This window comes from Cupriavidus sp. 207A1 (assembly GCF_057798955.1).
In genome coordinates this window covers 209,349-235,542 of record NZ_JBYOJO010000002.1, presented here as the reverse complement: position 1 = coordinate 235,542, position 26,194 = coordinate 209,349, and the positions used below count along the sequence as shown (strand labels likewise).

The 26,194-nt window shown below is 70.1% G+C and carries 22 protein-coding genes; 10 read left to right on the top strand and 12 right to left on the bottom strand.

All coding sequences use genetic code 11. From position 1 onward, the window contains the following. Positions 1–23: 23 nt before the first annotated feature. From AC3FMM_RS03845 to hemL, 4 genes are all read right to left on the bottom strand, one after another. The gene (locus AC3FMM_RS03845) at positions 24–527 is read right to left on the bottom strand and encodes a TPM domain-containing protein (RefSeq protein WP_062797253.1); all 504 of its coding nucleotides are present in this window, start codon (positions 525–527) and stop codon (positions 24–26) included. A 20-nt stretch (positions 528–547) separates the two neighbouring features. Further along, positions 548–1,414: a TPM domain-containing protein gene (locus AC3FMM_RS03840; RefSeq protein WP_116312251.1), complete on the bottom strand. Its 867-nt coding sequence runs from the start codon at positions 1,412–1,414 to the stop codon at positions 548–550. Positions 1,415–1,427: 13 nt separating this feature from the next. Continuing rightward, positions 1,428–2,054: a LemA family protein gene (locus AC3FMM_RS03835; RefSeq protein ID WP_025582727.1), complete on the bottom strand. Its 627-nt coding sequence runs from the start codon at positions 2,052–2,054 to the stop codon at positions 1,428–1,430. Positions 2,055–2,155: 101 nt separating this feature from the next. After that, entirely contained in the window at positions 2,156–3,448 is a 1,293-nt protein-coding gene (hemL, locus tag AC3FMM_RS03830; RefSeq protein WP_115679661.1) for a glutamate-1-semialdehyde 2,1-aminomutase, read from the bottom strand. Positions 3,449–3,690: 242 nt separating this feature from the next. Here hemL and AC3FMM_RS03825 point away from each other — a divergent pair, with 242 nt between their 5' ends. From AC3FMM_RS03825 to AC3FMM_RS03800, 6 genes are all read left to right on the top strand, one after another. Further along, positions 3,691–3,861, top strand: a complete 171-nt coding sequence (locus AC3FMM_RS03825) for a rubredoxin (RefSeq protein WP_010813017.1) — start codon at positions 3,691–3,693, stop codon at positions 3,859–3,861. A gap of 339 nt (positions 3,862–4,200) precedes the next feature. After that, the gene (locus AC3FMM_RS03820; RefSeq protein ID WP_115708519.1) at positions 4,201–4,728 is read left to right on the top strand and encodes a response regulator; all 528 of its coding nucleotides are present in this window, start codon (positions 4,201–4,203) and stop codon (positions 4,726–4,728) included. A gap of 38 nt (positions 4,729–4,766) precedes the next feature. Then, positions 4,767–5,138 (top strand): response regulator, encoded by a 372-nt coding sequence (locus AC3FMM_RS03815; protein WP_488686129.1) that lies wholly within the window; start codon positions 4,767–4,769, stop codon positions 5,136–5,138. Positions 5,139–5,192: 54 nt separating this feature from the next. Then, positions 5,193–5,756, top strand: a complete 564-nt coding sequence (locus AC3FMM_RS03810) for a chemotaxis protein CheW (protein WP_115706250.1) — start codon at positions 5,193–5,195, stop codon at positions 5,754–5,756. A 111-nt stretch (positions 5,757–5,867) separates the two neighbouring features. Then, on the top strand, positions 5,868–8,090 hold the full coding sequence (locus AC3FMM_RS03805; protein ID WP_488686128.1) for a methyl-accepting chemotaxis protein: 2,223 nt from the start codon (positions 5,868–5,870) through the stop codon (positions 8,088–8,090). A 127-nt stretch (positions 8,091–8,217) separates the two neighbouring features. After that, on the top strand, positions 8,218–14,136 hold the full coding sequence (locus AC3FMM_RS03800) for a hybrid sensor histidine kinase/response regulator (protein ID WP_488686127.1): 5,919 nt from the start codon (positions 8,218–8,220) through the stop codon (positions 14,134–14,136). Positions 14,137–14,308: 172 nt separating this feature from the next. Here AC3FMM_RS03800 and AC3FMM_RS03795 read toward each other — a convergent pair whose 3' ends face one another. From AC3FMM_RS03795 to AC3FMM_RS03775, 5 genes are all read right to left on the bottom strand, one after another. Beyond that, the gene (locus AC3FMM_RS03795) at positions 14,309–15,145 is read right to left on the bottom strand and encodes a hypothetical protein (RefSeq protein ID WP_326347342.1); all 837 of its coding nucleotides are present in this window, start codon (positions 15,143–15,145) and stop codon (positions 14,309–14,311) included. Between the two features lie 172 nt (positions 15,146–15,317). Beyond that, positions 15,318–16,625 carry an MFS transporter gene (locus AC3FMM_RS03790; protein WP_116312257.1) on the bottom strand — a complete coding sequence of 436 codons (1,308 nt, stop codon included), beginning with the start codon at positions 16,623–16,625 and terminating at the stop codon, positions 15,318–15,320. An 84-nt stretch (positions 16,626–16,709) separates the two neighbouring features. Next, positions 16,710–17,468, bottom strand: coding sequence for an SDR family oxidoreductase (locus tag AC3FMM_RS03785; RefSeq protein WP_115708531.1), 759 nt, complete (start codon positions 17,466–17,468; stop codon positions 16,710–16,712). Positions 17,469–17,513: 45 nt separating this feature from the next. Then, a complete protein-coding gene (locus AC3FMM_RS03780; protein WP_010813008.1) occupies positions 17,514–17,756 on the bottom strand; it encodes a hypothetical protein in 243 nt (80 codons plus the stop codon). Then, positions 17,749–19,185, bottom strand: a complete 1,437-nt coding sequence (locus tag AC3FMM_RS03775) for an aldehyde dehydrogenase family protein (RefSeq protein WP_115708533.1) — start codon at positions 19,183–19,185, stop codon at positions 17,749–17,751. The genes AC3FMM_RS03780 and AC3FMM_RS03775 overlap by 8 nt, the downstream gene beginning before the upstream one ends. 236 nt (positions 19,186–19,421) lie before the next feature. Between AC3FMM_RS03775 and ppa the strand changes: the two genes are divergently transcribed. Beyond that, a complete protein-coding gene (gene ppa / locus AC3FMM_RS03770) occupies positions 19,422–19,949 on the top strand; it encodes an inorganic diphosphatase (RefSeq protein ID WP_012352043.1) in 528 nt (175 codons plus the stop codon). A 124-nt stretch (positions 19,950–20,073) separates the two neighbouring features. Beyond that, positions 20,074–20,646, top strand: coding sequence for a cytochrome b (locus tag AC3FMM_RS03765; protein WP_116312258.1), 573 nt, complete (start codon positions 20,074–20,076; stop codon positions 20,644–20,646). 12 nt (positions 20,647–20,658) lie between these two features. Here the strand turns inward: AC3FMM_RS03765 and AC3FMM_RS03760 are convergent, their stop codons facing one another. Beyond that, a complete protein-coding gene (locus AC3FMM_RS03760; RefSeq protein WP_488686126.1) occupies positions 20,659–21,900 on the bottom strand; it encodes a GNAT family N-acetyltransferase in 1,242 nt (413 codons plus the stop codon). Positions 21,901–22,082: 182 nt separating this feature from the next. Here AC3FMM_RS03760 and AC3FMM_RS03755 point away from each other — a divergent pair, with 182 nt between their 5' ends. Together AC3FMM_RS03755 and glnK are read left to right on the top strand one after the other, a co-directional pair. Beyond that, entirely contained in the window at positions 22,083–24,131 is a 2,049-nt protein-coding gene (locus AC3FMM_RS03755) for an NAD(+) synthase (protein ID WP_115708541.1), read from the top strand. A gap of 247 nt (positions 24,132–24,378) precedes the next feature. Beyond that, positions 24,379–24,717, top strand: a complete 339-nt coding sequence (gene glnK / locus AC3FMM_RS03750; RefSeq protein WP_006162803.1) for a P-II family nitrogen regulator — start codon at positions 24,379–24,381, stop codon at positions 24,715–24,717. Between the two features lie 82 nt (positions 24,718–24,799). Here the strand turns inward: glnK and AC3FMM_RS03745 are convergent, their stop codons facing one another. Both AC3FMM_RS03745 and AC3FMM_RS03740 read right to left on the bottom strand, forming a co-directional pair. Then, entirely contained in the window at positions 24,800–25,441 is a 642-nt protein-coding gene (locus tag AC3FMM_RS03745; RefSeq protein ID WP_115679673.1) for a trimeric intracellular cation channel family protein, read from the bottom strand. A gap of 13 nt (positions 25,442–25,454) precedes the next feature. Beyond that, the gene (locus AC3FMM_RS03740; RefSeq protein WP_115708543.1) at positions 25,455–26,129 is read right to left on the bottom strand and encodes a Smr/MutS family protein; all 675 of its coding nucleotides are present in this window, start codon (positions 26,127–26,129) and stop codon (positions 25,455–25,457) included. Positions 26,130–26,194: the final 65 nt, after the last annotated feature.

Below are 26,194 nucleotides of genomic sequence, written 5' to 3'. Positions count from 1 at the left end.
CCGGGGCAGGGACGGCAGGGCGGCTACAGAAACACCGGCCGATCGTCCAGCTCGTTCGGGTTATGCCCGCCGTCCGACGGGAAGTGCGTGGCCAGCAGGCCATGGATGCGCGCCACTGTGACCAGCACCGGCCGCACCGACAGGTCCTGCCTGAGGCCCTGCGCCAGTTCATCGCACAGTTCGCGCCAGGTGGCGGGCCCCACGCTGGCGTCGATGCCGCGGTCGGCCAGCAGTTCGACGGCGTGGTCGGCCAGGTTGATGTAGAGCAGTACGCCGGTCTTGTCCGCGGTGTTCCAGACCTCGAGCGCGCCGAACAGGAAGCGCGCGCGCTCGCGCGGCGTGACCCCGGCCCAGGCGTCGCCGACCGGCAGGCTGGCCTCGATCACCACGCGGATCTCGCCGCGGTGGCTGGATTCGCCGGCGTGCACGGCGTGGTGCAGCTGCTGCTGCGCCTCCGGCGGAAAGTGCCTGCGCGCGGTGCCGGCGGTGGTGGCGATATGGTGGAGGGCGCGTTTGAGATGCGGCATGGTTGTCGTTCCTCGTGCTGTCACCAGTTGCCGGACGCGCCGCCGCCGTCGAAGCCGCCACCGCCGCCGCCGCCAAAGCCACCAAAGCCCCCGCCGCTGTCACCGCCCCCGCCGAAACCGCCGCCCCAGCCGCCGCTGCGCCGGCCCCAGTCGTGTCCGATGGTGTAGCCGCCCAGGCCGCCGAGGCCGCCGGCGATCACGTCGCGGCCGCGCCGGGTGGTGACGATCTGCGGCCCGCGCCGGCGCAGGATGGCGCTCAGGAAAAAGAACACGATGATCGCCAGCGGCAGCAGCGCCGGCAGCCACTGGTCCAGTGCCGCGGCCTGCTGCGCCTTGCGCTGCGGCGCGGCCAGGCCTTCCTTGTCGATGGTGGCCTGGATTGCCGAGATGCCGGCGGCCAGCCCGCCGTAGAAGTCGTTCTGGCGGAAGTGGGGCGCCATCACGTCCTGCAGGATGCGCTTGGACATGGCATCGGTCAGCGAGCCCTGCACGCCCCGGCCCACCTCCAGCCGCATCTTGCGCAGGCCGGGCGGGTTGTCCTTGGCGATCAGCACGATCACGCCGTCGTCGATGCCCTGGCGCCCGGCGCGCCAGGCATCGGCCACGCGGATGCTGTAGGCGTCGATCGGCTCCGGATCGGTGGTGGGCACCATCAGCACGAAGATCTGGCTGCCGCGCTGCTGCTCGTATTCGGCCAGCACGTTTTCCAGCGCGCCACGCTGCTGCGGCGTCAGCGTGCCGGTCAGGTCGGTGACGCGCTGGGTCAGCGGCGGCACCGCGACGAAGCCGTCGGCCGCCAGTGCCGGACCGCCCAGCAGGGCCGCCAGCCACAGCAGGGCCGCGGCGAGCCAGCCGTGCAGGTGGAACCAACGCCGGGGGTGGCGCATCGCTGCCATCCCGTCAGAACTTGACCGCGGGCGGCGTCGAGATGGCCTTCTCGTTTTCCACGGTGAACGAAGGCTTGACCGGGTACTTGAAGATCATCGCCGTCAGGTTGGTCGGGAAGCTGCGCGCCAGCACGTTGTACTGCTGCACCGCGGCGATATAGCGCTGGCGTGCCACGGTGATGCGGTTCTCGGTGCCCTCGAGCTGCGATTGCAGGTCGCGGAACGAGGCATCGGCCTTGAGCTGCGGGTAGTTCTCGGAAACCGCCAGCAGGCGCGAGAGCGCGCCGGACAGTTCGCCCTGCGCCTGCTGGAAGCGCTTGAAGGCTTCCGGGTCGTTCAGGGTCTCGGGCGAGACCTGGATGCTGGTGGCGGCGGCGCGCGCCTTGGTCACCGCTTCCAGCGTCTCGCGCTCGTGCGAGGCGTAGCCCTTGACGGTGTTGACCAGGTTGGGGATCAGGTCGGCGCGGCGCTGGTACTGGTTGATGACTTCGCCCCAGGCCGCCTTGACCGCCTCGTCCTTGGCCTGGAAGTCGTTGTAGCCGCAGGCCGACAGCAGGCTGGCCATGACCGCCAGCACCAGCCAGCGCAGCACGGACAGCGGCGAGCGGGTGGACAGCGAAGGGGACGAGGATGCGCGCATCGGAGGCTCCGGCGATTGGACGAACTCCAAGTGTAGCGCACCGCCTTTGTCGTCACGCGTGGGCCGCCGGCGCAACCCGGCGCCGGGCGGCACGCGTGCGCTCAGGCTGCCGCGAAGGCCTTGCGCGCGGCCTCGAAGGTGGCGCCAAGGATGGCGTCGTCGTGCTGTGCCGAGACAAAGCCGGCTTCGAATGCCGAGGGCGCCAGGTAGACGCCGTGGTCCAGCATGGCGTGGAAGAAGCGGTTGAAGCGGGCGGTGTCGCTCTGGGTGACTTCGGCGAAGCTGCCGGGCACGCCGTCCCGGAAATAGAGCCCGAACATGCCGCCGACGGCATCGGCGGCGAACGGCACGCCGGCCGCCCGGGCGGCTTCGGCCAGGCCATCGGCCAGCTTGCGCGTTTGCGTGGCCAGGCGGTCATAGAAGCCGGGCGCCTGGATCAGCCTGAGCGTGGCCAGGCCTGCCGCGACCGCCAGCGGGTTGCCCGACAGCGTGCCGGCCTGGTATACGCCGCCCAGCGGCGCCAGGCTGGCCATGATGTCGCGCCGTCCGCCGAACGCCGCCGCCGGCATGCCGCCGCCGATGACCTTGCCCAGGCAGGTCATGTCGGGGCGAATGCCGTAGTGCGCCTGCGCGCCGCCCAGCGCCACGCGGAAGCCGGTCATGACTTCGTCGAAGATCAGCACCGCGCCATCGCGGCTGCACAGTTCGCGCATCGCCTGCAGGAAGGCATCGCTGGCGCGCACCAGGTTCATGTTGCCGGCCACCGGCTCGACGATCACCGCGGCGATCTCGCCGGCATGCTTGGCGAAGGCCTGTTCCAGCTGCTCGACGTTGTTGTACTCCAGCACCATGGTGTGGCGCGTCACGTCGGCCGGCACGCCGGCCGACGACGGCGCGTTGCGGGTGGTGTCGGCAAAGGTCAGCAGGCCGGAACCGGCCTTGACCAGCAGGCTGTCGGCGTGGCCGTGGTAGCAGCCTTCGAACTTGATGATCAGGTCGCGGCCGGTAAAGCCGCGGGCCAGGCGCAGCGCGCTCATGGTGGCTTCGGTGCCGGAGGAGACCAGGCGCACCTGCTCGATCGACGGCACCAGCTTGCAGATTTCCTCGGCCATGGTGATCTCGGCCTCGGTCGGGGCGCCGAACGAGAAGCTGTGCGCGGCGGTTTCCTGGACCGCGCGCACCACCTCCGGATGGGCATGGCCGACGATCATCGGGCCCCACGAGCCGATGTAGTCGATATAGCGCTGGCCGTCCGCGTCCCACATATACGCGCCCTCGGCGCGCGTGATGAAGCGCGGCGTGCCGCCTACCGAACGGAAGGCGCGCACGGGCGAATTGACACCCCCGGGAATGGTCTGCTGGGCGCGGTCGAAAAGCTGCTGATTACGGGACATGGCGTTGAGGTGAAGACAGGACTGCAGGGATCGTGCTCGCCGAGCCTCCGGGCCTGGCGTTGACATGCGGCAAAAACAGCGGAAGTTCGCTGCAATTGCCCGCCAATCGTGCGCTAACAAGGCGCTAACGGGTGCGAACACGGCGGAACTGGCCCGATTCCGGCCCTCGCGCGGCTGGCGCCGGCGGCACGGTTTCGGTACCATCTGCGCTGGATTTTAATGGAGAGTGGCCAGAGCCTGTTATGGAATACAAGACTTGGATGTGCCTGATCTGCGGCTGGATCTACGACGAAGCCGCAGGCGCGCCGGAAGACGGCATCGCCCCCGGCACCCGCTGGGAAGACGTGCCGATCAACTGGACCTGCCCGGAATGCGGCGCGCGCAAGGAAGATTTCGAGATGGTCGCGATCTGAGCGGCCACTATTTAGAAGAACAACAATACAGCGGGCGCGCCCGTCGCGCCGATGCGACAGAACGCTGCCGGGGGCTGGCCGCACCGGATTGACGGCCCCCCGGCGTCTTGTCACACTCTGTTGCAAAAATGACTGGCTGTCCCTCCGCCCGCGCGGCGGGGAGGACGGCGGGCAGATGCGGGGATCACGCATCGCCACTGCCGGGCTCAGCCCGGCCTTGGAAGGGAAATAAAAAGATTTCGGGGGTCCGTCGGGGCGCGCATGGGTCGCGCTGCTCCGCACGGGTGTTCTCTGGTGCTTGCCGGCGCTCCGCCAGGAGCCGCTGGTCGCGGGAACAACATGCGGGTCGCTCATTTAGAAGAAAACCAGCGGGTCAATACCGCCGGCGCCCACGGTGTGGCGCCTGGCGTTCCTGTTCCGGGTGCCGCGCCGGACATCAAGCAGGACTTCAAGTCCGCGATCGCTTCGCAGCCGCGCCGCAAGGTGCTGGTCATCGACGATTCCAGCACCATCCGCCGTACCGCGGAAATCTTCCTGGCGCAGGCCGGCTACCAGGTGATGCTGGCCGAGGACGGCTTCGAGGCGCTGGCCAAGGTGGGCGAGCTGCACCCCGACCTGGTCTTCTGCGACATCCTGATGCCCCGGCTGGACGGCTACCAGACCTGTTCGCTGATCAAGAAGAGTCCGCGTTTCCACGCCATCCCCGTGATCATGCTGTCCTCGCGCGACGGCGTGTTCGACCGCTCGCGCGGCCGCCTGGTCGGCGCGCATGACCACCTTGCCAAGCCATTTACCCGCGACGCGCTGCTGCAGGCCGTGCAGGCCTGCCTGCCATGCCAGCCCGCGGGCGAGGCGTTGCCGGCCTGAACGGCAGGCGCGCCGTGTACGAATCGAAGGAAAACCTCATGAACGCCATTCACAAGATCCTGATCGTCGACGACTCCCCGACCGAAGCCCTGTTCATGTCCGACCTGCTCGGCAAGCGCGGCTTCAAGGTCGCGGTCGCCAGCAACAGCGAGCAGGCCTTCGCCCGCCTGCAGGCCGAAGCCTTCGACCTGATCCTGATGGACGTGGTGATGCCGGGCCAGAACGGCTACCAGGCCACCCGCGCGATCAAGCGCGACGACCGCTTCAAGGACATCCCCGTGATCATGTGCACCAGCAAGGGCCTGGATACCGACCGCATCTGGGGCATGCGCCAGGGCGCGTCGGACTATATCGTCAAGCCCGTCGACGGCGAAGAGCTGCTGGGCAAGATTGCCGCGCTGGCGCACTAATCCCGCCCGCGCCGCCCGCACGGCAAGCCAATGCCACCTGTTCCGGGGACCGCCATGAACGCGCCACGCCAAGACCTCCGCGCCCGCCACACCCGCCTGCAGGACTACCAGGCCATGCTGGCCCGGCGCCTGCGCGAGGCGCGCAGCCTGCCGGCCGCCGACAGCTACCTGGCGCTGCAGGTGGGCGCGCGCCACTGGCTGCTGCCGCTGGCCGATGCCGGCGAGGTGCTGGATATGCGCCAGCCCAGCCCGGTGCCGCTGACGCAGCCGTGGTACAGCGGCCTGGTCAACGCGCGCGGCAGCCTGCTGGGGGTGATCGACTTCAGCCTGTTCTGCGGCGGCGCGCCGACGCCGCTGCAGCCGGGCAGCAAGATCGTGGTGCTGTCGCGCGACGCCGAGCGCGCCTGCGCGATCCTGGCCACGCGCGTGGCCGGGCTGCGCCATGCCGCCGACCTGGGTTTGCCGCACGGCGACGCCGCAGCCGCCGGACCCGAGCCGGCGCCGGCGTGGGAAGGGCAGCGCTATGCCGACCGCGACGGGCGCGACTGGCAGGTGCTGGACGTGCGCGCGCTGCTGGACGCGCCCGCCTTCCTGCAGGTGGGCAAGGTCGCCGCCTGACGCGCGCGGGCCGGTCTGGCCAGGCACAGACAATGACGGCGCGCAGGCTACCGCCTGCCGCACCCGGCACGAGCCGCCGGGGATGACAACGATAAAACGGAAGAGGGTGCCATGGGTTTCAAGAAATTCAGCCTGGGCCGGCGCACGCCGGCAGCCGACGCTGCCACCAGCCTCGCCGGTGCTCCGGACGGGTCCGACGTGGCCTATGCGGGGGGGGCCGAACCCGCGCCCGTGCCGCCCGCCGCCGCGGGGTTGGGCGCGACCCCGCTGGAGCACCTCGGCCGCTGGCTCGGGCGCATGCCGTTCGCCTCGCAGCAGCGGCTGCTGACCGTGGGCGTGGTGGTGTCGCTGGTGGCGCTGCTGGGCTCGGTGTATCTGGATAACCGCATCGCCAACAATGCCGCCGCGCAGATCGAAGTGGCCGGCGACATGCTGATGCACTCGCAGCGCCTGGGCAAGGCGGTGCCGGTGGCGCTGCTGGGCAATGCGCAGGCCTTCACTCAGCTGCGCCAGTCCAGGGATGCGCTGTCGGGCGACCTGAAGGCGCTGCAGCAGGGCAGCGACGAAAAGCGCGTGCGCGCCACCACCGGAGCGGCCGAGCCGCTGCTGCAGGCTGCCATGCAGTCCTGGCAGCGCTCCGAGAAAAGCGCCGCCGACGTGCTGGCGCAGCAGCCGGTGCTGACCACCATCGGCCAGACCCTGCAGATCTTCAACGCCTCCAACCCCGAACTGCTCGAAGCGGCCGAACAGGTGGCGGCGATCAAGCTGCAGTCCGGCGCCAATGCGCGCGAGGTGGCGGCCTCGGCGCAGCTGGTGATGCTGACCCAGCGCCTGGGCAAGAACCTGAACGAGTTCCTGGCCGGCGAAGGCGTCAACCCCGAGACCGCGTTCCTGCTGGGCAAGGACACCAACACCTTCCGCGAGACCCTGGACGGCCTGCTCAACGGCAGCGAGGCGCTGCGGCTGTCCGCCGCCACCGACGAGGAGACGCGCGGCTACCTGCAGCAGCTGTCGCAGCGCTTCGAGGCGGTGCAGAAGACCACCCAGACCATCCTGCAGAACCTGCCCGGGCTGATCGCCGCCAAGCGCGCGCAGCAGCAGATCTTCAACGACAACGAGGCGCTGCGCGCGGAACTGTCGGCGCTGCAGCGCGCGTATGCGGAGTCGGCGCGCAGCCGCCCGGTGACGCTGGGCGCGACCGTGGTGTCGGCGGCGCTGACGCTGCTGTGCCTGGTCGGCCTGGCCGCGCTGTACCTGCGCGATTCGCGCATGCGCGCGCTCGAAGCCGAGGCGCGCGAGCGCGAGGCCGAGGCCCGCCGGCTCGACGAAAAGCGCAACAACGACAACACCCAGAAGGCGATTCTGCAGCTGATGAACGAGCTGCAGGATATCGCCGACGGCGACCTGACGCGCCAGGCCACCGTGACCGAGGACATCACCGGCGCCATCGCCGACTCGGTCAACTACACCGTGGAAGAACTGCGCGAGCTGGTCGGCCGGGTGCAGCAGACCGCGGGCGAGGTGACGCAGGCCTCGGGGCAGGTGCAGGCCACCTCGACCCAGCTGGTGTCGACCACCGAAGAGCAGTCGCGCCAGATCCGCCAGACCGGCGAGTCGGTGGTGGAGATGGCCGACCGCATCACGCAGGTGTCGCGCGGCGCGGCCGAATCCGCCAACGTGGCGCGCGCCTCGCTGTCCGCCGCGGAACAGGGCCAGCAGGCGGTGCAGAACGCGATTGCCGGCATGAACGACATCCGCGAGCAGATCCAGGAAACCTCCAAGCGGATCAAGCGGCTGGGCGAGTCGTCGCAGGAGATCGGCGAAATCGTCGAGCTGATCTCGGATATTACCGAGCAGACCAACGTGCTGGCGCTCAACGCCGCCATCCAGGCGGCATCGGCGGGCGAGGCCGGGCGCGGCTTCTCGGTGGTGGCGGAAGAAGTGCAGCGGCTGGCCGAGCGCTCCGGCGAGGCCACCAAGCAGATCGGCGCGCTGATCCGCACCATCCAGACCGATACCCAGGACGCGGTGCACGCGATGGAGCGCAGCACCCAGGGCGTGGTCGAAGGCGCGCGGCTGTCGGACCACGCCGGCGCGGCGCTGGTCGAGATCGGCCGCGTGTCGCGCCAGCTGGCGGAGCTGATCGAGCAGATCTCGCAATCCACCTCGCACGAGGCCGACCTGGCCACCACCGTGGCGCGGCATATCGAACGCATCCTGCAGGTCACCGAGCAGACCACCACCGGCACGCGCCAGACCGCGCAGTCGGTGCGCCAGCTGACGCTGCTGAGCGAGGAGCTGCGCAACTCGGTGTCGCGCTTCAAGATCGACTGAGTGGCCGGATGACGCCTGCGACCGCTTCCGCGCACCGCGGCCCCGCGCCTTATGCCAACTCCGCACCCGCCGCCCGTTGCGGCGGGCGGCCCGCGGCTGCCATGCCGGCGCCGCACTGGAAGCCGTCATGTCCCTGAATTCCCCCATCCCGCGCGACGCTGCCGCATCCGGTATGCCGGCCGGCCCCGACGCCCTGCCTGAACCCGAACCCGCACCGTTGCCGGCCGGCGCGCAACCGTTGCCCGCCGGCGGCGCCGCGCGCGACCTGTCCGGCCTGGCGTGGCTGGCGCCCAGCCTGCGCAGCGCGCTCGAAGACGCCGCCGCGGAGCTTGGCCACTATGTCGACGAAGTGCGCCAGGCGCCCGAGGCGCTGGGCGCGCGCGATACCACCTCGCTGCGGCTGGCCGGCCAGCATCTGCACCAGGCCGCCGGCGCGGTGCATATCGTCGGGCTGCGTGGGACCGATCCGTATTGCCAGGCGCTGCGCCGCCTGCTCGATGCCATCGACGCCGGCACCGTTGCCGCCGGCCCGGAGGCGCTGGAGGTATTCCGCGCCGGCGTGCAGGCGCTGGCCGAATATGTCGACGACCTGATGGCGGGCGACGACGAGGCCCCGCTGCGCCTGTTCCAGCCCTATGCCGCCGTGCTTGCCAGGCTGGGCGAGGAACGCGTGCATCCCGCCGACCTGTGGCTCGACGAGCTGCAGATGCTGCCGGGCATGCTGCTGCCGCCGAAGGGGCCGGCCGCGGTCACGCGCGCGCGCCAGCAGTTCGAATCGGCGCTGCTCAAGGCGCTGCGCCTGCCCACGCCATGCGCCGACGCGGCGCTGCTGCGCGAAGCCTGGCTGCCGCTGCACGCGGCGCTGGATGAACTGCGTGCCAACGAGCAGGAAGCGCGCCGCGCCGCCGACCATCCCGACCGCGGCGTCTGGCACGTGCTCGGGCTGGTGTGCCGTGCGCTGGCGCTGGGCCTGCTGCCGTCGGACCTGCTGGCCAAGCGCTTTGCCGGGCGCGCCAACCTGCTGCTGCGCCAGTACCAGCAGGGCCATGTGCGCGTGCCGCAGGCGCTGCTGAACGACGCGATGTTCCTGCTGGTCTGCACCGGGCCGGGCGAGCGCGGCAACGGCGGCAACGACGACGCGGCGGCGCTGCGCGCCGACATCGCGCGCACGCTGGCGGCGTTCCGTCTCGATGCCGCCCATGCGCAGGCAAATGCCGATTTCCGGCTGCGCTACTACGGCTGGCTTGACCCGATCGACACGCGCAACCTGCAGCAAGCCGCGACCGGGCTGGAACGCGCCGCCGCCGCCGACCAGGCCGCGTGGGAGATCGCGCTGGCCGCGCTGGCCGAGGCCGCGCAGCCGCTGGCGCAGCCGGCGCTGCAGCGTTGCCTGGCGCAGGCCGCGATGCCGGGGCGCGAGCGCGATGCGGGCGATGCGCTCGGCCCCGCCGGCATCGCGCTGTTCCTGTCGCGCGCGCTGGCGCTGCCGTGGCGCGTGCACGGACAGTCCGCCCATCCGGCCGCGGCGCACTTTGCCGCGCAGTGCGACGCGCTGGCCGCCTGCCTGGCGGACCCTGCCGCTGCCGCGCCGGCCTGGCTGGCGCGCATGGTCGACGAAGCGCGCGCCCAGGCGCAGCGCAGCGAAGCCGTGGCGCAACTGCGCGCGCAACTCGACAGCGGTGAATCCTGGCTCGACAGCTATGACCGCAATGCGGCGCGCCCCGACGGCGCCGCGCACCTGCGCGACGCACGCCAGGCCTTTGCCGCGCTGGCGGGAACGCTGGCGCAGCTGCGGGCTTCGTCGGCGCTGCCGGGCGCGCTGGCCGGCGAGGCCGCGCAGGCCGGCGCGGCCGTGGAGGCCGTCAAGACCCGCCTTGCCGATCAGGCCGAGCTTGCCGACGCCAGCGCGCGCGCGGCGCTGTTGCGCACGGTGGCGGCGGAACTGGGCGTGGTCCACGCGTTCGCCGATGCGCTCGAATTCGGCCGTGCCCGCCCCGCCGAGGCCTTGCCCGATGTTGCTGCCGAGGGTGATGCGCACGCGCCGCAGGATCCGCTCGAGGCGGCGCGCGCCGCCGCCGACGAGGCTCTGCGTGCCGGCGCCGTTTCCGACGCGCCGGCGGTGCAGCGGCTGCGGGCCGCGCTGCAGGCGCTGGCCGACCAGGCCGCGATCGACGACGACGCCGCGCTGCGCCGCCAGGCCGCCGATGCCGTCACGCAGTGCAACGCCTGGCTGGCCGGCAGCGACGACGCCGGCGCGCGCATGGTGATGGCGCTCGCCGCGATCCCCGCGGAGCCCGCGCCGGTGCCGGCCGGCTCGGCCATGCCGTCCCCGCCGTCCATGCCCGCGGCCGGCGACCATGCCGCCATCGATGCCGAGCTGCTCGACATCTTCCTGAACGAGGCCGACGAGGTGCTGGGCGGCATCGCCGGCGACCTTGGCGCCGGCGTCGAGGCGCTGCGCGATGCCGACATGCTCAGCCGGCTGCGGCGCGCCTTCCATACGCTCAAGGGCTCCAGCCGCATGGTCGGCCTGCATCGCTACGGCGAGGCCGCATGGGCGGTGGAACAGGTGATGAACCTGTGGCTGGCCGAGGCGCGCGAGCCAGCGCCGGCGCTGCTGGCACTGCTGCGTCGCGCGCATGCCGAGCTGTCGGCGTGGGTGGCGCGGCTGCACGGCGACGCCGCGGCGTGGCACGACATCGCGCCGCTGGTGGCAGCCGCCGAGGCGGTGCGCGATGCCGGCACCGCCGCGGAGACGGCGCAGGCCGCGCCCGACGTGGTTGTAGAGGATGCGCCGAACGAGTATCCGGACGCAGCGGCAACGGACGTCGATACTGATGCGCCAGCCGACACCGGTACGCCCGACCACAACGTAATCCCGTTCCGCCTGGCCGGCGGCCTGTCGGACGAAGACGACCACTACAAGGTCATCGGCCCGGTGCGCATCGGCCTGGCGCTGTACAACGTCTACCTGCAGGAGGCCGATGGCCTGCTGCGCCAGTTCGCCACCGATATCTCCGAATGGCGGCACGAAGCCCACCCGTGCCCGAGCGAGCTGGCGCTGCGCGTCGCCCACACGCTGCAGGGCAGTGCGTCGACCGTGGGCCTGGAGCCGGTGCGCGAAATCGCCGAGGCGCTGGAAGCGTTGCTGCTGCAGCTGGGCGCGCATCCGGTGGCAATGCATGCAGGCGATTTCCGGCTGCTGGAGCAGGCCGCCGAGCGCATGCGCGGCATGCTGCACCAGTTTGCCGCCGGCATCTGGCCGCAGGCGGACGCCGGGCTGCGCCGCAGCCTGGTCGAGTTCGGCGAGCGCGCCCTGCTGCGTCCGCGCGTGGCGCTGCCCGCGCCGCCGCCGGCCGAGGCCGATGACGCGATGGCGCAGGTATTCGGCCGGCTGCCGCCCGCGGCACAGTCCGCATCCGATGTGCCGCCGGCGGACGAGGCCGGGGCACCGCCTGCGGCGCCGCCTGTCACCGCCCATGACGCGGTGGTGATCGCGCTGCCGACGGTGCCGCGCGCGCCCGAGGCGCCCGCCGTCGACGTCGGCGCCGCACCGGATCCAGCGCTGGTGCAGATCTTCCTGGAAGAGGCGCAGGGCTCGCTGCCCGAACTGGGCAGGCTGTTGCGCGGCTGGGAAGCCGCGCCCGACGACGCGCGCCATGGCGGGCTGGTGCTGCGCGCACTGCATACGCTCAAGGGCAGCGCGCGCATGGCCGGCGCGATGGCGCTGGGGCAGGCTGCGCACGAAATGGAGACGCTGCTCGACGGCACGCTGCGCGGGCAGGGGCAGCAGCCGGTTGCGCCGAAGGTGTTCGAGCGGCTCTACGCCTGGTACGACCGCATCCTGGCGCATGCCGAGGCCTTGCAGGTCGGCCGGCTGCTGCCGGCCGACGACCCTGATGTGGTCAGCGGCCTGGCAGAACCGCAGCAGCCGTCCGCCGCCGCTGTGCCTCAGCCCGAAGACGCCGAAGCTCCCGGCGCCTGCGCCGCAGAGGCGTTTGCGCCCGAACTGCCCGCGGTGCCGGGGCCGTCCGACGTGATGGTGCCGATGCCGCCGGCCGCGCCGCTGGCTGCGCTTGCACCGCTGGCATCGGCGGAGCCGCAGCGCGCGCTGGTGCGCGTGCAGGCGCGCGCGCTCGACACGCTGATCAACGAGGCCGGCGAGGTCGGCGCCACGCGCGCGCGCCTGGACAGCGAGCTGGAGTCGATGCGCGCCTACCTGGGCGAACTGAACGACAACGTCGCGCGCCTGCGCGGACAGCTGCGCGAGATCGAGATCCAGGCCGAATCGCAGATGGCGTCGCGCATTGCGGATGCGCAGCACAAGCAGGAATTCGATCCGCTCGAGTTCGACCGCTTCACGCGTTTCCAGGAACTGACGCGGATGATGGCCGAGTCGGTCAACGACGTGGCCACCGTCGAGCAGAACCTGCAGCGCGGCTTCGACCGCGCCGCCGGCGACCTGGCCGCGCAGGCGCGGCTGACGCGCGGGCTGCAGCGCGGCCTGATGCAGGCGCGCATGGTGCAGTTCGACGCGCTGGCCGAGCGGCTCTACCGCGTGGCGCGGCAGGCCGCGGCCGAGACCGGCAAGGAAGTGCGGCTGCTGATCAAGGGCGGCACGGTGGAGATCGACCGCTCGGTGCTGGACCGCATGGCGGGCCCGATCGAGCACCTGATCCGCAACGCGGTGGCGCACGGCATCGAGCCCGCCGCGCAGCGCCGCGCCGCGGGCAAGCCCGCCACCGGCGCGCTCACGCTGGAAGTGCAGCAGGAAGGCAACGAGGTGGTGCTGCATTTCATCGACGACGGCGGCGGGCTGGACCTGGCGCGCATCCGCGCGCGCGCGGTCGAGCGCCGGCTGCTGGCGCCGGACGACGATGCCGGCGAGGCGCGCCTGACCGAGCTGATCTTCACTCCCGGCTTTTCCACCGCGGAAGCGGTGTCCGAACTGGCCGGCCGCGGCGTGGGCATGGACGTGGTGCGCGCCGAAACCGTGGCGCTCGGCGGGCGCATCACGCTGGCATCGCAGCCGGGGCAGGGCACCACCTTCACCGTGCACCTGCCGCTGACCACCGCCATCACGCAGGTGCTGGTGATCGCACTGGGCGCGCGCCGCTATGCGGTGCCCAGCGGCATGATCGACCAGGTGCAGCAACTGCGCGCGCCGGCGCTGCTGGATGCGTACAACCACGGCCGCCTGGCGGTGGCCGGCGCCGAGGTGCCGTTCTTCTACTTCGGCGCGCTGCTGGAACAGGGCGAGGCCGCGCCCGCGGGGCGCAAGTATTCGCCGGTGGTGGTGGTGCGCAGCGGCGCCGAGCGCGTCGCCGTGCATGTCGACGACGTGGTCGGCAACCGCGAAGTGGTGGTCAAGCACATCGGTCCGCACCTGGCGCGGCTGGAGGGCATCGCCGGCGCGACCACGCTCGGCGACGGCGAGATCGTGCTGATCTACAACCCGGTGGTGCTGGCGCAGCGCTTCGTGCGCGAGCGCGGCCGCTCGCTGCCGCTCGATCCGCCGGCACTGCCGCAATCGACCCAGCAGCCGGCGGTCGCGCCGCAACCAGGCGCGGTCGCGGAACTGGCGCGCGACGGCACCGCCGAGCCAGTGGCCGGCCTGGCGGCCCAGCCTACCGTGATGGTGGTCGACGATTCACTGACCGTGCGCAAGGCCACCCAGCGCCTGCTGGGCCGCGCCGGCTACCACGTGGTGCTGGCGCGCGACGGCGTCGACGCGCTCAAGCAGCTGCAGGACGTGATGCCGGACGCGATGCTGGTCGATATCGAGATGCCGCACATGGACGGCTTCGACCTGACCCGCAACGTGCGCTCCGACGCGCGCACCGCGCACCTGCCGCTGGTGATGATCACCTCGCGCACCGCGGAAAAACACCGCCGCTACGCGGAGGAAATCGGGGTCAACGTGTACCTGGGCAAGCCGTATAACGAGGATGAACTGCTGGGGACGCTGCACCGTTTGCTGGGTGAACGGGCGGCGGGAACAGCGGGGTCGGTGGCGCAGATGCTGGGGGACGGGCCACCAGGCTGAGGGTTTGCTCCCCTCTCCCGCGTGCGGAAGAGGGGCGGGGGTGAGGGCGAGCGGTGGCAATAGCGACAACCTTCACTTCGTGGATACTCCCGCCCTCACCCCAGCCCTCTCCCGCAAGCGGGAGAGGGCGTACCCAAGCGGTCATGCAAAGCGCATCAGTGCTTCAGCCCCACTACCACCGCATTTGCGCATTCTTGCTGTTGGTGCTGACCGTCATGTTCTTGGTCCGGCCCTGATAGGTCGCACGCACGTTGTAGGTGCCGGACGGCGCCTTCAGCAGGCAGCGCGGCCCGTCGGCGACAAAGCTCGCCACTTCCTTGCCGCCACGCATCAGCTTGACGTCGACATCCGACAGGAATTCGCCGCGCTCGCCCTGTGTGAACAGCAGGCTCATGTTGTACTTGCGCGCCTGCGATTGCAGCGCGACCTGCTCGTCCTCGGCCACGCCGCCGCAGATATAGGCGACCGGGCCGGCCTGGCGCTGCACCATCGCGTCACGCGGCGGCGGCGGGGGCGGCGCGGTCAGGGGCGGCCGTGGCTGCGACGGGGCTGCCACCGGCGGCGGCGCGGGCACCGCGGGCGGCGTGCCGGTAGGTGCGGGCATCGGTGAAGCGGTTGGCGGCGGCGCCGCCGTGGCCGGCGCCGTCATGCCGGGCGCGGGCTGGGTGGCAGGCGGCATGGTGGCCGCTGGCGGCACTGTGGTGGCGGGCGGCACGGTGGCGGCCGGGGGCATGGTCGTGGCGGGCGGCGTGGCGACGCCCGGCGTCGGTGCCATGGTGCCCGGCGCAGGGGCCGGTGCGGCAGTCGCTGGCGCGGCCGGGGTTGCCGGCGCGGGGTTGGCATCGACCACGGGTGCCTGCGCATGGCTGGCGGCGGGCACCAGGGCCAGCAGCGCGACCACGCCGGCGCTGAGCGCGAGCACCAGGCGCTTCACGCGCGAGCGGCGCGCCAGGCGCGCTTCGATGATCTTCAGCGAACGGGTAGGGGCAAACGGGAGCAATTGCGGCATCGTGGCCTCCTTGGCAAGCTTGGGAATCAGATGCCCGGAGGACCCCGTCGGGATCACTCCGGGTGTCTCTTTTCCATGCTAGGGCCCAGGAATAGGCGACACTGCCGGGCGTGGTCCTACATCCGCGTCAGCCGACGGCGCATTCGCGCCGGCAAGCGGCGCGCGCGCGACTTCACTTCCGGCTTACCAGCCGCTTCGGTACCGACAGCGTCAGCGCCGCGCCGACCACCAGGCATGCGGCCAGCAGGTACATGCCGGAATCGGTGCTGTGGGTCAGGTCCTTGAGCCAGCCCACCGCGTACGGGCTGAGAAAGCCGGCGAGGTTGCCGAGCGAATTGATCAGCGCAATACCCGCGGCCGCGCCGGTGCCGGCCAGGAACGCCGTGGGCAGGCTCCAGAACAGCGGCAGCGTGGTCAGGATGCCGATCGTCGCCAGCGTCAGCGCCACCATCGCCAGCGTGGTGTCGCCGTGCCATTGCACCGACAACAGCAGCCCGACAGCGCCGGCCAGCGCCGGCACCGCGATATGCCAGCGGCGCTCGCCGCTGCGGTCGGCGCTGTAGGCCACCAGCACCATGCCGATCACCGCGCAGCCATAGGGGATCGCGGTCAGCAGGCCGATATCGAGCGCGCCCTTGACGCCGGTCTGCTTGATGATGGTCGGCAGCCAGAAGCTGACGCCGTACAGGCCCATCACGAAGCAGAAGTAGATCGCGCTCATCAGCCAGACGCGCGGGCTGGCAAACACGGTGCGGATCGGCGGGTCTTCCTTGTGCGCGTTCTCGCTGGCGATATTGCGCTCCAGCAGCGCCTTCTCATCGGCCGACAGCCATTTGGCGTGGGCGATGCGGTCATCCAGGTAGGCCAGCACCCACAGGCCCACCAGGATCGATGGAATGCCTTCCAGCAGGAACATCCACTGCCAGCCGGCCCAGCCGTTGTGGCCGTCGAAGGACTGCATGATCCAGCCCGACAGCGGCCCGCCGATCACGCCCGACAGCGCGATCGCGGTCATGAAGAAGGTGGTGGTGCGCCCGCGCCGGTTGGCCGGGTACCAGTAGGTCAGGTACAGGATGATGCCCGGGAAGAAGCCGGCCTCGGCAATGCCGAGCAGGAAGCGCAGCACGTAGAACATGGTCGGCGTGGTGACGAACATCATCGCCGCCGAGATCGCGCCCCAGGTGATCATGATGCGCGCGATCCAGATGCGCGCGCCCACCTTGTGCAGGATCACGTTGCTCGGCACTTCGAACAGGAAGTAGCCGATGAAGAAGATGCCGGCGCCGAGGCCGTAGACGGTCTCGCTGAACTGCAGGTCGTTCAGCATCTGCAGCTTGGCGAAGCCCACGTTGACGCGGTCCAGGTAGGCCACCACGTAGCACAGCAGCAGGAAGGGCACCAGGCGCCAGCTGACCTTGCGATAGGTGGCGTCTTCAAAGGCGGCGTCGCCGACGCCGGGGTTCACTGCGGTCGTTGTCATGCTGTCTCCTGAGGAATTGGCGTTTCTGTATGACGCGTTCTTGCAGCTACCGTACGACTGGGGAAGCAGGACCGGCGCGCGGCTTCAGACGCAGCGGCCGCCGTCCACTTCGATGCAGGTGCCGGTGATGAAGGCGGCTTCGTCCGAAGCCAGGTACAGGCAGGCGTTGGCCACGTCCTGCGGCGTCGACATGCGCCCCATCGGGATGGTGGCGAGGAAGCGTGCGCGGTTCTCGGGCGTGTCGGGCATGCCCATGAATTCCTCGAGCAGCGCGGTGGCGCCGATCACCGGGTTGACGCAGTTGACGCGGATATTGTCGGGGCCCAGCTCCGCGGCCATGGCCTTGCTCGCCGTGATCACCGCGCCCTTGCTGCCGTTGTACCAGACCAGCCCCGGCCGTGGCCGGATGCCGGCGGTGGAAGCGATATTGACGAACACGCCGCCGCCGCGCCGGCGGAAATGCGGTACGAAAGCGCGCGCCGACCAGTAGATGCTCTTGACGTTGACGGCGTAGACGCGGTCGAACTCGTCTTCGGTGACTTCCAGGATCGGCTTGTTGCGATGCGTGGTGCCGGCGTTGTTGACCACGATATGCACATCGCCGAAGACGGCAAGGGCGGCTTCGCGCATGGCCTCGGTGTCGGCTTCGCGCGAGACATCGGCGCGCACCGCGCGGGCGCGCCCGCCGGCATCTCGGATCGCCGCGGCGACGCGCTCGGCGGCTTCCTCGCGCAGGTCGGCCACCACCACGTTGGCGCCTTCGCGCGCAAAGGTATGGGCAATGCCTTCGCCGAAGCCGGAACCGCCGCCGGTGACGATCGCTACCTTGTTGGCCAGTCTCATGGCTTGTCTCCTCAGTGTTTTGGTGATGTTCGGTGCAGGGCGGGACTAGTGCGAAAACGGCCCGCGCCCCCTCAGGGCATTCGCCACCATCATCAGCGCCAGCAGGAACGGCAGCGCGACATACAGGCACCAGTGCACGCGGTCGCCGACCACGTCGCCCCACTTGCGCTTGAACACCTGCAGCCGCGGCATGCCGGAAGGATTGGTGGCGCGCTTGTTGCGCACATGCCAGGCCATCCAGAAAAAGAAGATGGCGAAGGCGACCGACAGGAAATTGATGTTACCCATGTTGAATGGCGATGGTTTTCAGGGTGGTGAATCCGTACAGGGCCTCGAAGCCCTTTTCGCGGCCGTAGCCGGACTGGCCGCTGCCGCCGAAGGGCAGCTCCACGCCGCCGCCGGCGCCGTAGTTGTTGATGAAGACCTGGCCCGCGCGCAGCTTGTGCGCGAGGCGCAGCTGGCGCCCGCCGTCGCGGGTCCAGACCCCGGCGACCAGCCCGTAGGGCGTGCCGTTGGCCAGCGCGATGGCTTCGGCCTCGGTGTCGAACGGCATCGCCGCCAGCAGCGGGCCGAACACCTCTTCCTGCGCCAGCCGGTGCGCGGGCGGCACGTCGCGGAACAGCATCGGCACCTGGTAGTAGCCGGCCTCCGGGGCCTCGGCCACGATCTGGCCCTGCGCCATCACCGCCACGCCGGCGTGCTGCGCGTCCGAGACGAAATCCCACACGCGCTGCTGCTGCTTGCGGCTGATCAGCGGGCCGCATTCCAGGTCGAGCTCGGACGGGCCCACGCGCAGCGATTCGAACACCGATGCGAGCCGGTCCAGCAGCAGGTCGTAGACCGGGCGCTCCACCAGCAGGCGGCTGCCGGCCGAGCAGGTCTGGCCGGCGTTCTGCACGATGCCGTTGACCACCACCGGCACCACCGCGTCGAGGTCGGCATCGGCGAACACGATCTGCGGCGACTTGCCGCCCAGTTCCAGCGTGACCGGCACGTGGTTCTCGGCGGCAAGCTGCGACACCAGCTTGCCGGTCTGCGGCGAGCCGGTGAACGAGATGTGGTTGATGCCCGGATGGCGCGCCAGCGCGGCGCCGGCCTCGTGGCCGTAGCCGGTGATGATATTGAGCGCGCCTTCGGGCAGGCCGGCCTCGGCGGCGATCTCGGCCACGCGCAGCAGCGACAGGCAGGCGTCCTCGGCCGGCTTGACCACGCAGGCGTTGCCGGCTGCCAGCGCCGCGCCGACGCTGCGCCCGAAGATCTGCAGCGGGTAGTTCCACGGGATGATGTGGCCGGTCACGCCGTGCGGCTCGCGCACCGTCAGCACGGTGTAGCCGGGGTTGTAGGGAATGGTCTGGCCGTGCAGCTTGTCGACCGCGCCGGCGTAGAACTCGAAGTAGCGCGCCACCGCGCGCGCGTCGGCGCGGGCCTGGCGCAGCGGCTTGCCGGTGTCGCGGGCCTCGAGCGCGCCGAGTTGCTCTTCATGGGCGATCAGCGCCACGGCGACGCGGTTGAGCAGGCGCACCCTCTCGGCCGGGGCCATCTGGCCCCAGGCGCCGTCGGCGGCCTGGCGTGCCGCATGGACGGCGACGTTGATATCGGTGGCGTTGCCGCGCGCAATCTCGGCGAAGGGCTCGCCGTTGGAGGGATCGAAAACCTTGATGCGCAGGCCGTTGTCGGGCGCGATCAGGCGGTTGGCGACGAAGTGCTGGGCGTGCATGGGTGGCTCCGGGGCAGCATAGGGGCAGCGTTAGGGCAGCGTTAGGCAGCGCAGGGGCTGCGGCTATTCAGTGTCGGCTGAAGAATGCGCCATTATCGCCGACGCCGGCGTCGCTGCAACGCGTTGCAGCGGGCTGGCGAAGCCAGGACCGGCGACGGCTTGTCAGCAACCGGTCAGGCGCGAGCCGCTATAATGCCCGCCATCCGACAACACAGCGCAGGCATCTGGAGAACCGCATGAGCTTCAACCTCGTATCCCCGGGCAAGGACATCCCCAACGATTTCAACGTCATCATCGAGATCTCGGCCCAGAGCGATCCGGTGAAGTACGAGGCCGACAAGGAAACCGGCCTGCTGTTCGTCGACCGCTTCATCGGCACCGGCATGCGTTACCCGGCCAACTATGGCTACATCCCGCAGACCCTGTCGGGCGATGGCGACCCGGTCGACGTGCTGGTGCTGTCGCCGTTCCCGATCCTGGCCGGCGCCGTGGTGCGTTGCCGCGCACTCGGCATGCTGAAGATGACCGACGAGTCCGGCGTCGACGCCAAGCTGGTCGCCGTGCCGGTCGACAAGCTGTCGCCGGCCACCGCCTACATGAAGGGCCTGTCCGACGTGCCGCAAAATCTGCTGGACCAGATCAAGCACTTCTTTGAGCACTACAAGGCACTGGAAGCCGGCAAGTGGGTCAAGGTGGAAGGCTGGGCCGGCATCGAGGAAGCCCACAAGGAAATCACCGACGGCGTGGCCAACTACAAGAAGTAAGCTGAACGCCCGCTGAACAGACCCCGCTCCGGCGGGGTTTTTTATTGCCGAGCGCTTGATGCGCGTTAGCACCCGGCAAAGTGGCCTGGGCTACGCTAGGCGGGTACAAACAAGAGGAGTCCCCATGCATCCCATCACCGAAATCCAGCCGTTGCCGCAGACCCTGCCATCGTCGCGCCGCTATGACCGGCTGGCGGTGTCCTTCCATTGGGCGGTGTTCGTGCTGGTGGCACTGGCCTATGCCGCGATCGAGCTGAAGGGCAGCTTAGCCAGGGGCACGCCGCCGCGCGCGCTGGCCATGGCGGTGCATGAATGGGCCGGCGCGCTGGTGCTGGTGCTGGCGGTACCGCGGCTGCTGTGGCGGCTGGTGCGCGGCGCCCCGGCGCCGGAGCCGGGCGCGCGCTGGATGCAACTGGCCGGCGCGGCCATGCACTGGCTGCTGTACCTGTTCATCCTGGCCCAGCCGCTGCTTGGCCTGCTGGCGATGAATGCCGGCGGCCATCTGCTGGCGCTGCCTGCGCTCGGCATCGAAGTGCCGGCACTGGTCGCGCCCGACCCGGCGCTGAAGGACAGCGTCAAAGAGCTCCACGAAACCCTCGGCACCGCGTTCTACCTGGTCATTGGCCTGCATGCGATGGCATCGCTGTTCCATCACTACATGCTGGGCGACGACACGCTGCGGCGCATGTGGCGCTGAGCGACGCAGGCGTCAGGCACGCGCGAACGGGTTGCGCTCGCCCAGCTCGTCCAGGTAGGCGTCGATACCCTGGCGCTCGCGTGCGAGGAAGCGCTCGACCGCATCGGCAAAGGCCGGGTGCGCCAGCCAGTGGGCCGAGCGCGTGGCCACCGGCAGGAAGCCGCGCGCCATCTTGTGCTCGCCCTGCGCGCCGCCCTCGAAGGTGCCGATGCCGTGCTCGATGCAGAACTCGAGCGGCTGGTAGTACGCGGTCTCGAAATGCAGGCACGGGTGGTATTCCAGCGCGCCCCAGTAGCGCCCGTAGAGCGTGCTGACTTCCGGCGCAGCGTCATAGACCAGCAGCGAGCCGGCGATAGGCTGGCCCGCGCGCTCGGCGATCACCAGCAGCAGGTGCTGCGGCATCGCGGCGCCGATGCGGCGGAAGAAATCCAGGTTCAGGTAAGGCGTGGAATGGTGCTCGCGGTAGGTCTGGCGATAGCAGCGGTTGAAGAACTTCCACGCCTCGTCGTCGATCTCCGCGCCGCGCAGCCGGCGGAAGCTGATGCCCGCCTGGGCCACCTGCCGGCGCTCGGCGCGGATGTTCTTGCGCTTCTTCTGCGACAGCGTGGCGAGGAAGTCGTCGAAGCCGCCGTAGTTTTCATTGGTCCAGTGGAACTGCACGCCGTGCCGCATCAGCATGCCGGCCTGCGCCATCAGCGCGGCTTCGGCCTCGTCCGGAAACAGGATGTGCAGCGACGACATCTGGCTGTCGGCGGCCAGCGCCAGCGCCACCTGCAGCAGCAGCCGGCGCGCCTCGGCGTCTTCGGCCAGCAGCCGCGCGCCGCGCACCGGCGTGAACGGAATCGCCGCCAGCCACTTGGGGTAGTACTCGATGCCGTTGCGCGCATAGGCGTCGGCCCAGGCCCAGTCGAAGACATACTCGCCATAGGAATGCGCCTTGGCGTACAGCGGCATGGCGGCGGCCAGCCGTTGCGGACGGCCCGCCGCGGGCGGCGCCCATAACGTAAGGTAGCGCGGATGCCATCCGGTATCCGGGCAGGCGCTGCCGCTGGCGTGCAGCGCGTGCAGGAAGGCATGCTTGAGGAAGGGCGTGGCGTCGGCATGACGGGCCACCAGGGCGTCCCAGGCGGCGGCATCGACCTGGCCCAGGTCGGAGACGATCTCGGTACGGTATTCCGGGGCGGCGTCGCCCGCTTCGCTGCGCGTTTGCCGTGCCGGCTGGCCCTGTCCGGGCACGCATGATTCAGACTGCATTGCACCAGTTCCCTCTGTGGACCGGTCGAGTCTACCGGAAACCCCGCCCCAGGGCCGGCGTCGTAAAATGGAGCCTCCTGGTCAATAGTGCTTTCCCAGGCATCCACGGATGCTGCGGACGACCCGCACGCTTGCGGCTGGTTCAACGGCCCACCGCACGACTCCCAACACCAAGGCCCGATATGAAAAACCTGTTTTTCAACCTGTATTCGCACGGCTTTGCGCGCGTCGCGGTGGGCGTGCCGGTCTGCCGCGTGGCCGACCCGGCCTTCAACGCCAACGAGACCATTGCCCTGGCGACGCAGGCGGCGCAGCGCGGCGCCGTGCTGGTCGCGTTCCCGGAACTGGGGCTGTCGGCCTACACCTGCGACGACCTGTTCCACCAGCGCGCGCTGCTGGATGCCTGCCAGGCGGCGCTGGCCACCATCGTCGAGGCCTCACGCAAGCTGCCGGCGGCAATGGTGGTGGGGATGCCGCTGCGGGTCGAGCACCAGCTGTTCAACTGCGCCGTGGTGGTGGCGCGCGGGCGCATCCAGGGCGTGGTGCCCAAGACCTACCTGCCCAACTACTGGGAGTTCTACGAGGCACGCCAGTTCAGCGCCGCCGACAACGCCGCGGTCGATTCGATCGAACTGCTGGGCCAGCAGGTGCCGTTCGGCGCCGGCCTGCTGTTCGAGCTCGAGGACATCCCCGACTTCCGCTTCCACGCCGAAATCTGCGAGGACGTATGGGTGCCGATCCCGCCGTCGTCGTTCGCGGCGCTGGCCGGGGCCACGGTGCTGGTCAACCTGTCGGCATCGAATATCGTGGTGGGCAAGTCCGGCTACCGGCACCAGCTGGTGTCGCAGCAATCGGCGCGCTGCCTGGCAGCCTACCTGTACACCTCGGCCGGCAAGGGCGAGTCGTCCACCGACCTGGCCTGGGACGGCCAGGCGCTGATCTGCGAGAACGGCGAGCTGCTGGCCGAGTCCGAGCGCTTTGCCGACACCTCGCACCTGCTGTTCGCCGATATCGACGTCGAACGGCTGTCGCGCGAGCGCATGCACCAGGTCACCTTCGGCCACTCGGTGCGCCGGCACAAGGACGAGGTGGAGCGCTTCCGCGTGGTGCGCTTCCCGCTCGACCTGACCCTGGAAAAGTCGCTGCCGCTGGAGCGCAACGTGGCGCGCTTCCCGTACGTGCCGGCCGATCCGCGCCAGCGCGACGAACGCTGCATGGAGGTCTACAACATCCAGGTGCAGGCGCTGGTGCAGCGGCTGTCGGCAAGCAAGATCAGCAAGGTGGTGATCGGCGTCTCGGGCGGGCTCGATTCCACCCACGCGCTGCTGGTCTGCGCCAAGGCGATGGACCGGCTGGGCCTGCCGCGCGCCAATATCCTCGCGTACACCATGCCCGGCTTTGCCACCAGCGGGCGCACGCTGCAGCAGGCGCGCCAGCTGATGCAGGTGGTGGGCTGCAGCGCGACCGAGATCGATATCCGGCCGTCGTGCCTGGCGATGCTGAAGGACCTGGGCCATCCCTATGCCGCCGGCGAGAAGGTCTACGACGTAACCTTCGAGAACGTGCAGGCGGGCGAGCGCACCAACCACCTGTTCCGGCTGGCCAACTACAACCATGCCATCGTCATCGGCACCGGCGACCTGAGCGAGCTGGCGCTGGGCTGGTGCACCTATGGCGTGGGCGACCACATGTCGCACTACAACGTCAACGCCAGCGTGCCCAAGACGCTGATCTCGCACCTGGTGCGCTGGGTCGCAGAGACCGGGCAGGTGGGCGAGGGCGGCTCGGACGTGCTGCTGGCGGTGCTCGACACCGACATCAGCCCCGAGCTGATCCCCGGCGACAGCAACCACGGTCCGGAACAGAAGACCGAGAGCACCATCGGCCCGTACGAGCTGCAGGACTTCAACCTCTACTACACGCTGCGCTTCGGCTTTGCCCCGTCCAAGATCGCCTTCCTGGCGCAGCATGCCTGGGGCGACCGCGAGCGCGGCATCTGGCCCAACGGCCCGCACGTCGTGCGCAACCAGTACGGCCTGCCCGACATCAAGCGCAACCTGGCCATCTTCCTGGACCGCTTCTTCCGCACCAGCCAGTTCAAGCGATCATGCGTGCCGAATGCGCCCAAGGTGGGCTCGGGTGGCTCGCTGTCGCCGCGCGGCGACTGGCGCGCGCCCAGCGATTCGGAATCGGTGGTGTGGCTGGCGGATCTGGAAAAGGTGCCGGACTGAGGGCCTGGCCCGAGGGACATGGCGCGGGAGTGCCGGTTTGCGCACAGGTTCTCCAGTGGCTGCCCACAGGGTTATCCACAGGCGCGGACGACGGCGGATGCGCGCCACCCCACGCAGCAGCGGCGCCGGCAGCGGGCGTGGCGGAAATGCAAGCGCCCAAGGGCTGTTAAAATGCCCTCCGGAGAGCGCCGCGTCCGCGGCGATGCGCCGCCGGGCGGCGTGAACAAACGATAAACAGGGGCCAGTCATGAAGCAGATTACCGCCATCATCAAACCGTTCAAGCTCGACGAGGTGCGTGAAGCCCTGGCTGACGTCGGCGTGACCGGGCTGACGGTGACCGAAGTAAAGGGATTTGGCCGCCAGAAAGGGCATACCGAGCTGTACCGCGGCGCCGAGTACGTGGTCGACTTCCTGCCCAAGATCAAGATTGAAGTGGTGGTGGCCGAGAACCAGCTGGACACCGTGCTGGACGCCATCGTCAAGGCCGCCCACACCGGCAAGATCGGCGACGGCAAGATCTTCGTCACCGAGATCGAGCGTGTGATCCGCATCCGCACCGGCGAGCAGGACGAAGCCGCCGTCTGAGCCATCGGCCGGTTCGGCCAGCGCAGCGACACGCCGCCCTGCAGGGCGGCGTTTTCATTGGTGGGTCCGCCTTAGCCGCCGCTCAGCTGGGCAGCTTCCAGCCATAGCGCACCGACGCCAGGCGCATGGCGATGATCGCCAGCGCGCCGGTCAGCAGCGCCGCCTCCTGCTGCACCTCGACCCAGGTCAGGCCGATATAGATCCAGCAGCCGATGAACGAGCAGGTGGCATAGGGCGAGCGGTCGCGCAGGATCATCGGCACTTCATTGCACAGCACGTCGCGCACCACGCCGCCGAACACCGCCGAGATGATGCCCATCATGACCGCCACGGTCGGCGTCATCTGCGCCACCAGCGCCAGCGAGGCGCCGGTCACCGAGAACAGCCCCAGGCCGATGGCGTCGGCCACGATCATGGCCCGGTCCGAAGCCACCCGGCTGACCACGCGCAGCACGAACGACGCGCCGAACGACATCACGAAGATCAGCAGCACATAGCCTTCATGGTCGACCCAGTAGAACGGGCGCCGGTCGAGCAGCACGTCGCGCACGGTGCCGCCGCCGAAGGCTGTGGCAAAGGCCACCACGAAGGTGCCGACCACGTCCAGGCGCTGCTTGCGGGCATCGACCACCCCCGAGACCGCGAAGGCCAGCACGCCGATCACCTCCATGATGTGGAGGATCAGGGGCAGCCGCCCCATCAGCAATTCGAGCGGAACGTGCATCCGGGACGCGGCGTCAGGCGCGCGGCTGGCGCAGCAGCACCATCAGCGCGCCGGCGCCGCCTTCGGCTTCGCGCGCCTGCACGAAGGCCAGCACTTCCTCCTTCTGCACCAGCCAGCTGCGCACCTTGCCCTTGAGCACCGGCAGCTTGTCGGGCGAGCCCAGGCCCTTGCCGTGGATCACGCGCACGCAGCGCACGCCGTTGCGCACCGAACGGCGCAGGAACTCGGCCAGCGCCTCGCGCGCCTCGTCGCTGCGCAGGCCGTGCAGGTCGACCTTGTCCTGCGGCACCCATTCGCCGCGGCGCAGCTTGCGCACCACGTCCATGCCGATGCCGGGCCGGCGGAACGACAGCGTCTCGTCGGTCTCGAGCAGGCTTTCGACATCGAACTCGTCCGACAGCGACGCCTGCAGCACCGCCTGGTCGTTGCGCTGCGACTGCACCGGCACGGGTGCGGGCTTGCTGGGGGGATGGTGGGCGCGGTTGCGGTCGCGCAGCTGGCTGACCTGGCCCACGCTGGCGCGGAACACATCGGCTTCGGCGCGGGCGCGCTCGGCTGCCTGCTCGGCGGCGACGCGCTCGGCTTCGCGACGCTCGGTGTCGGCCTTGAGGGTGTCGCGCAGCCTGGCAAGGTCGTTCAGGCCGAGGCGTTGGGGCGGTCGGTCGGGTTTGCGGGCGCCGTGCGTCATTAAAAAAATCTCCGGAGGCTCGGCGCCGATTATATCGACTGGCGGGGCCGCGGGCGGGCCCGCGC

What these genes read in the sequence shown, in the direction of transcription:
- AC3FMM_RS03835 (WP_025582727.1), bottom strand. Translation starts at nt 2,054, where the DNA reads ATGCGCGCATCCTCGTCCCCTTCGCTGTCCACCCGCTCGCCGCTGTCC.
- AC3FMM_RS03800 (WP_488686127.1), top strand. Translation starts at nt 8,218, where the DNA reads ATGTCCCTGAATTCCCCCATCCCGCGCGACGCTGCCGCATCCGGTATG.
- AC3FMM_RS03780 (WP_010813008.1), bottom strand. Translation starts at nt 17,756, where the DNA reads ATGGGTAACATCAATTTCCTGTCGGTCGCCTTCGCCATCTTCTTTTTC.
- AC3FMM_RS03820 (WP_115708519.1), top strand. Translation starts at nt 4,201, where the DNA reads ATGCGGGTCGCTCATTTAGAAGAAAACCAGCGGGTCAATACCGCCGGC.
- AC3FMM_RS03755 (WP_115708541.1), top strand. Translation starts at nt 22,083, where the DNA reads ATGAAAAACCTGTTTTTCAACCTGTATTCGCACGGCTTTGCGCGCGTC.
- ppa (WP_012352043.1), top strand. Translation starts at nt 19,422, where the DNA reads ATGAGCTTCAACCTCGTATCCCCGGGCAAGGACATCCCCAACGATTTC.
- AC3FMM_RS03765 (WP_116312258.1), top strand. Translation starts at nt 20,074, where the DNA reads ATGCATCCCATCACCGAAATCCAGCCGTTGCCGCAGACCCTGCCATCG.
- AC3FMM_RS03795 (WP_326347342.1), bottom strand. Translation starts at nt 15,145, where the DNA reads ATGCCGCAATTGCTCCCGTTTGCCCCTACCCGTTCGCTGAAGATCATC.
- AC3FMM_RS03745 (WP_115679673.1), bottom strand. Translation starts at nt 25,441, where the DNA reads ATGCACGTTCCGCTCGAATTGCTGATGGGGCGGCTGCCCCTGATCCTC.
- AC3FMM_RS03805 (WP_488686128.1), top strand. Translation starts at nt 5,868, where the DNA reads ATGGGTTTCAAGAAATTCAGCCTGGGCCGGCGCACGCCGGCAGCCGAC.
- AC3FMM_RS03845 (WP_062797253.1), bottom strand. Translation starts at nt 527, where the DNA reads ATGCCGCATCTCAAACGCGCCCTCCACCATATCGCCACCACCGCCGGC.
- hemL (WP_115679661.1), bottom strand. Translation starts at nt 3,448, where the DNA reads ATGTCCCGTAATCAGCAGCTTTTCGACCGCGCCCAGCAGACCATTCCC.
- AC3FMM_RS03825 (WP_010813017.1), top strand. Translation starts at nt 3,691, where the DNA reads ATGGAATACAAGACTTGGATGTGCCTGATCTGCGGCTGGATCTACGAC.
- glnK (WP_006162803.1), top strand. Translation starts at nt 24,379, where the DNA reads ATGAAGCAGATTACCGCCATCATCAAACCGTTCAAGCTCGACGAGGTG.
- AC3FMM_RS03760 (WP_488686126.1), bottom strand. Translation starts at nt 21,900, where the DNA reads ATGCAGTCTGAATCATGCGTGCCCGGACAGGGCCAGCCGGCACGGCAA.
- AC3FMM_RS03815 (WP_488686129.1), top strand. Translation starts at nt 4,767, where the DNA reads ATGAACGCCATTCACAAGATCCTGATCGTCGACGACTCCCCGACCGAA.
- AC3FMM_RS03840 (WP_116312251.1), bottom strand. Translation starts at nt 1,414, where the DNA reads ATGCGCCACCCCCGGCGTTGGTTCCACCTGCACGGCTGGCTCGCCGCG.
- AC3FMM_RS03740 (WP_115708543.1), bottom strand. Translation starts at nt 26,129, where the DNA reads ATGACGCACGGCGCCCGCAAACCCGACCGACCGCCCCAACGCCTCGGC.
- AC3FMM_RS03790 (WP_116312257.1), bottom strand. Translation starts at nt 16,625, where the DNA reads ATGACAACGACCGCAGTGAACCCCGGCGTCGGCGACGCCGCCTTTGAA.
- AC3FMM_RS03775 (WP_115708533.1), bottom strand. Translation starts at nt 19,185, where the DNA reads ATGCACGCCCAGCACTTCGTCGCCAACCGCCTGATCGCGCCCGACAAC.
- AC3FMM_RS03810 (WP_115706250.1), top strand. Translation starts at nt 5,193, where the DNA reads ATGAACGCGCCACGCCAAGACCTCCGCGCCCGCCACACCCGCCTGCAG.
- AC3FMM_RS03785 (WP_115708531.1), bottom strand. Translation starts at nt 17,468, where the DNA reads ATGAGACTGGCCAACAAGGTAGCGATCGTCACCGGCGGCGGTTCCGGC.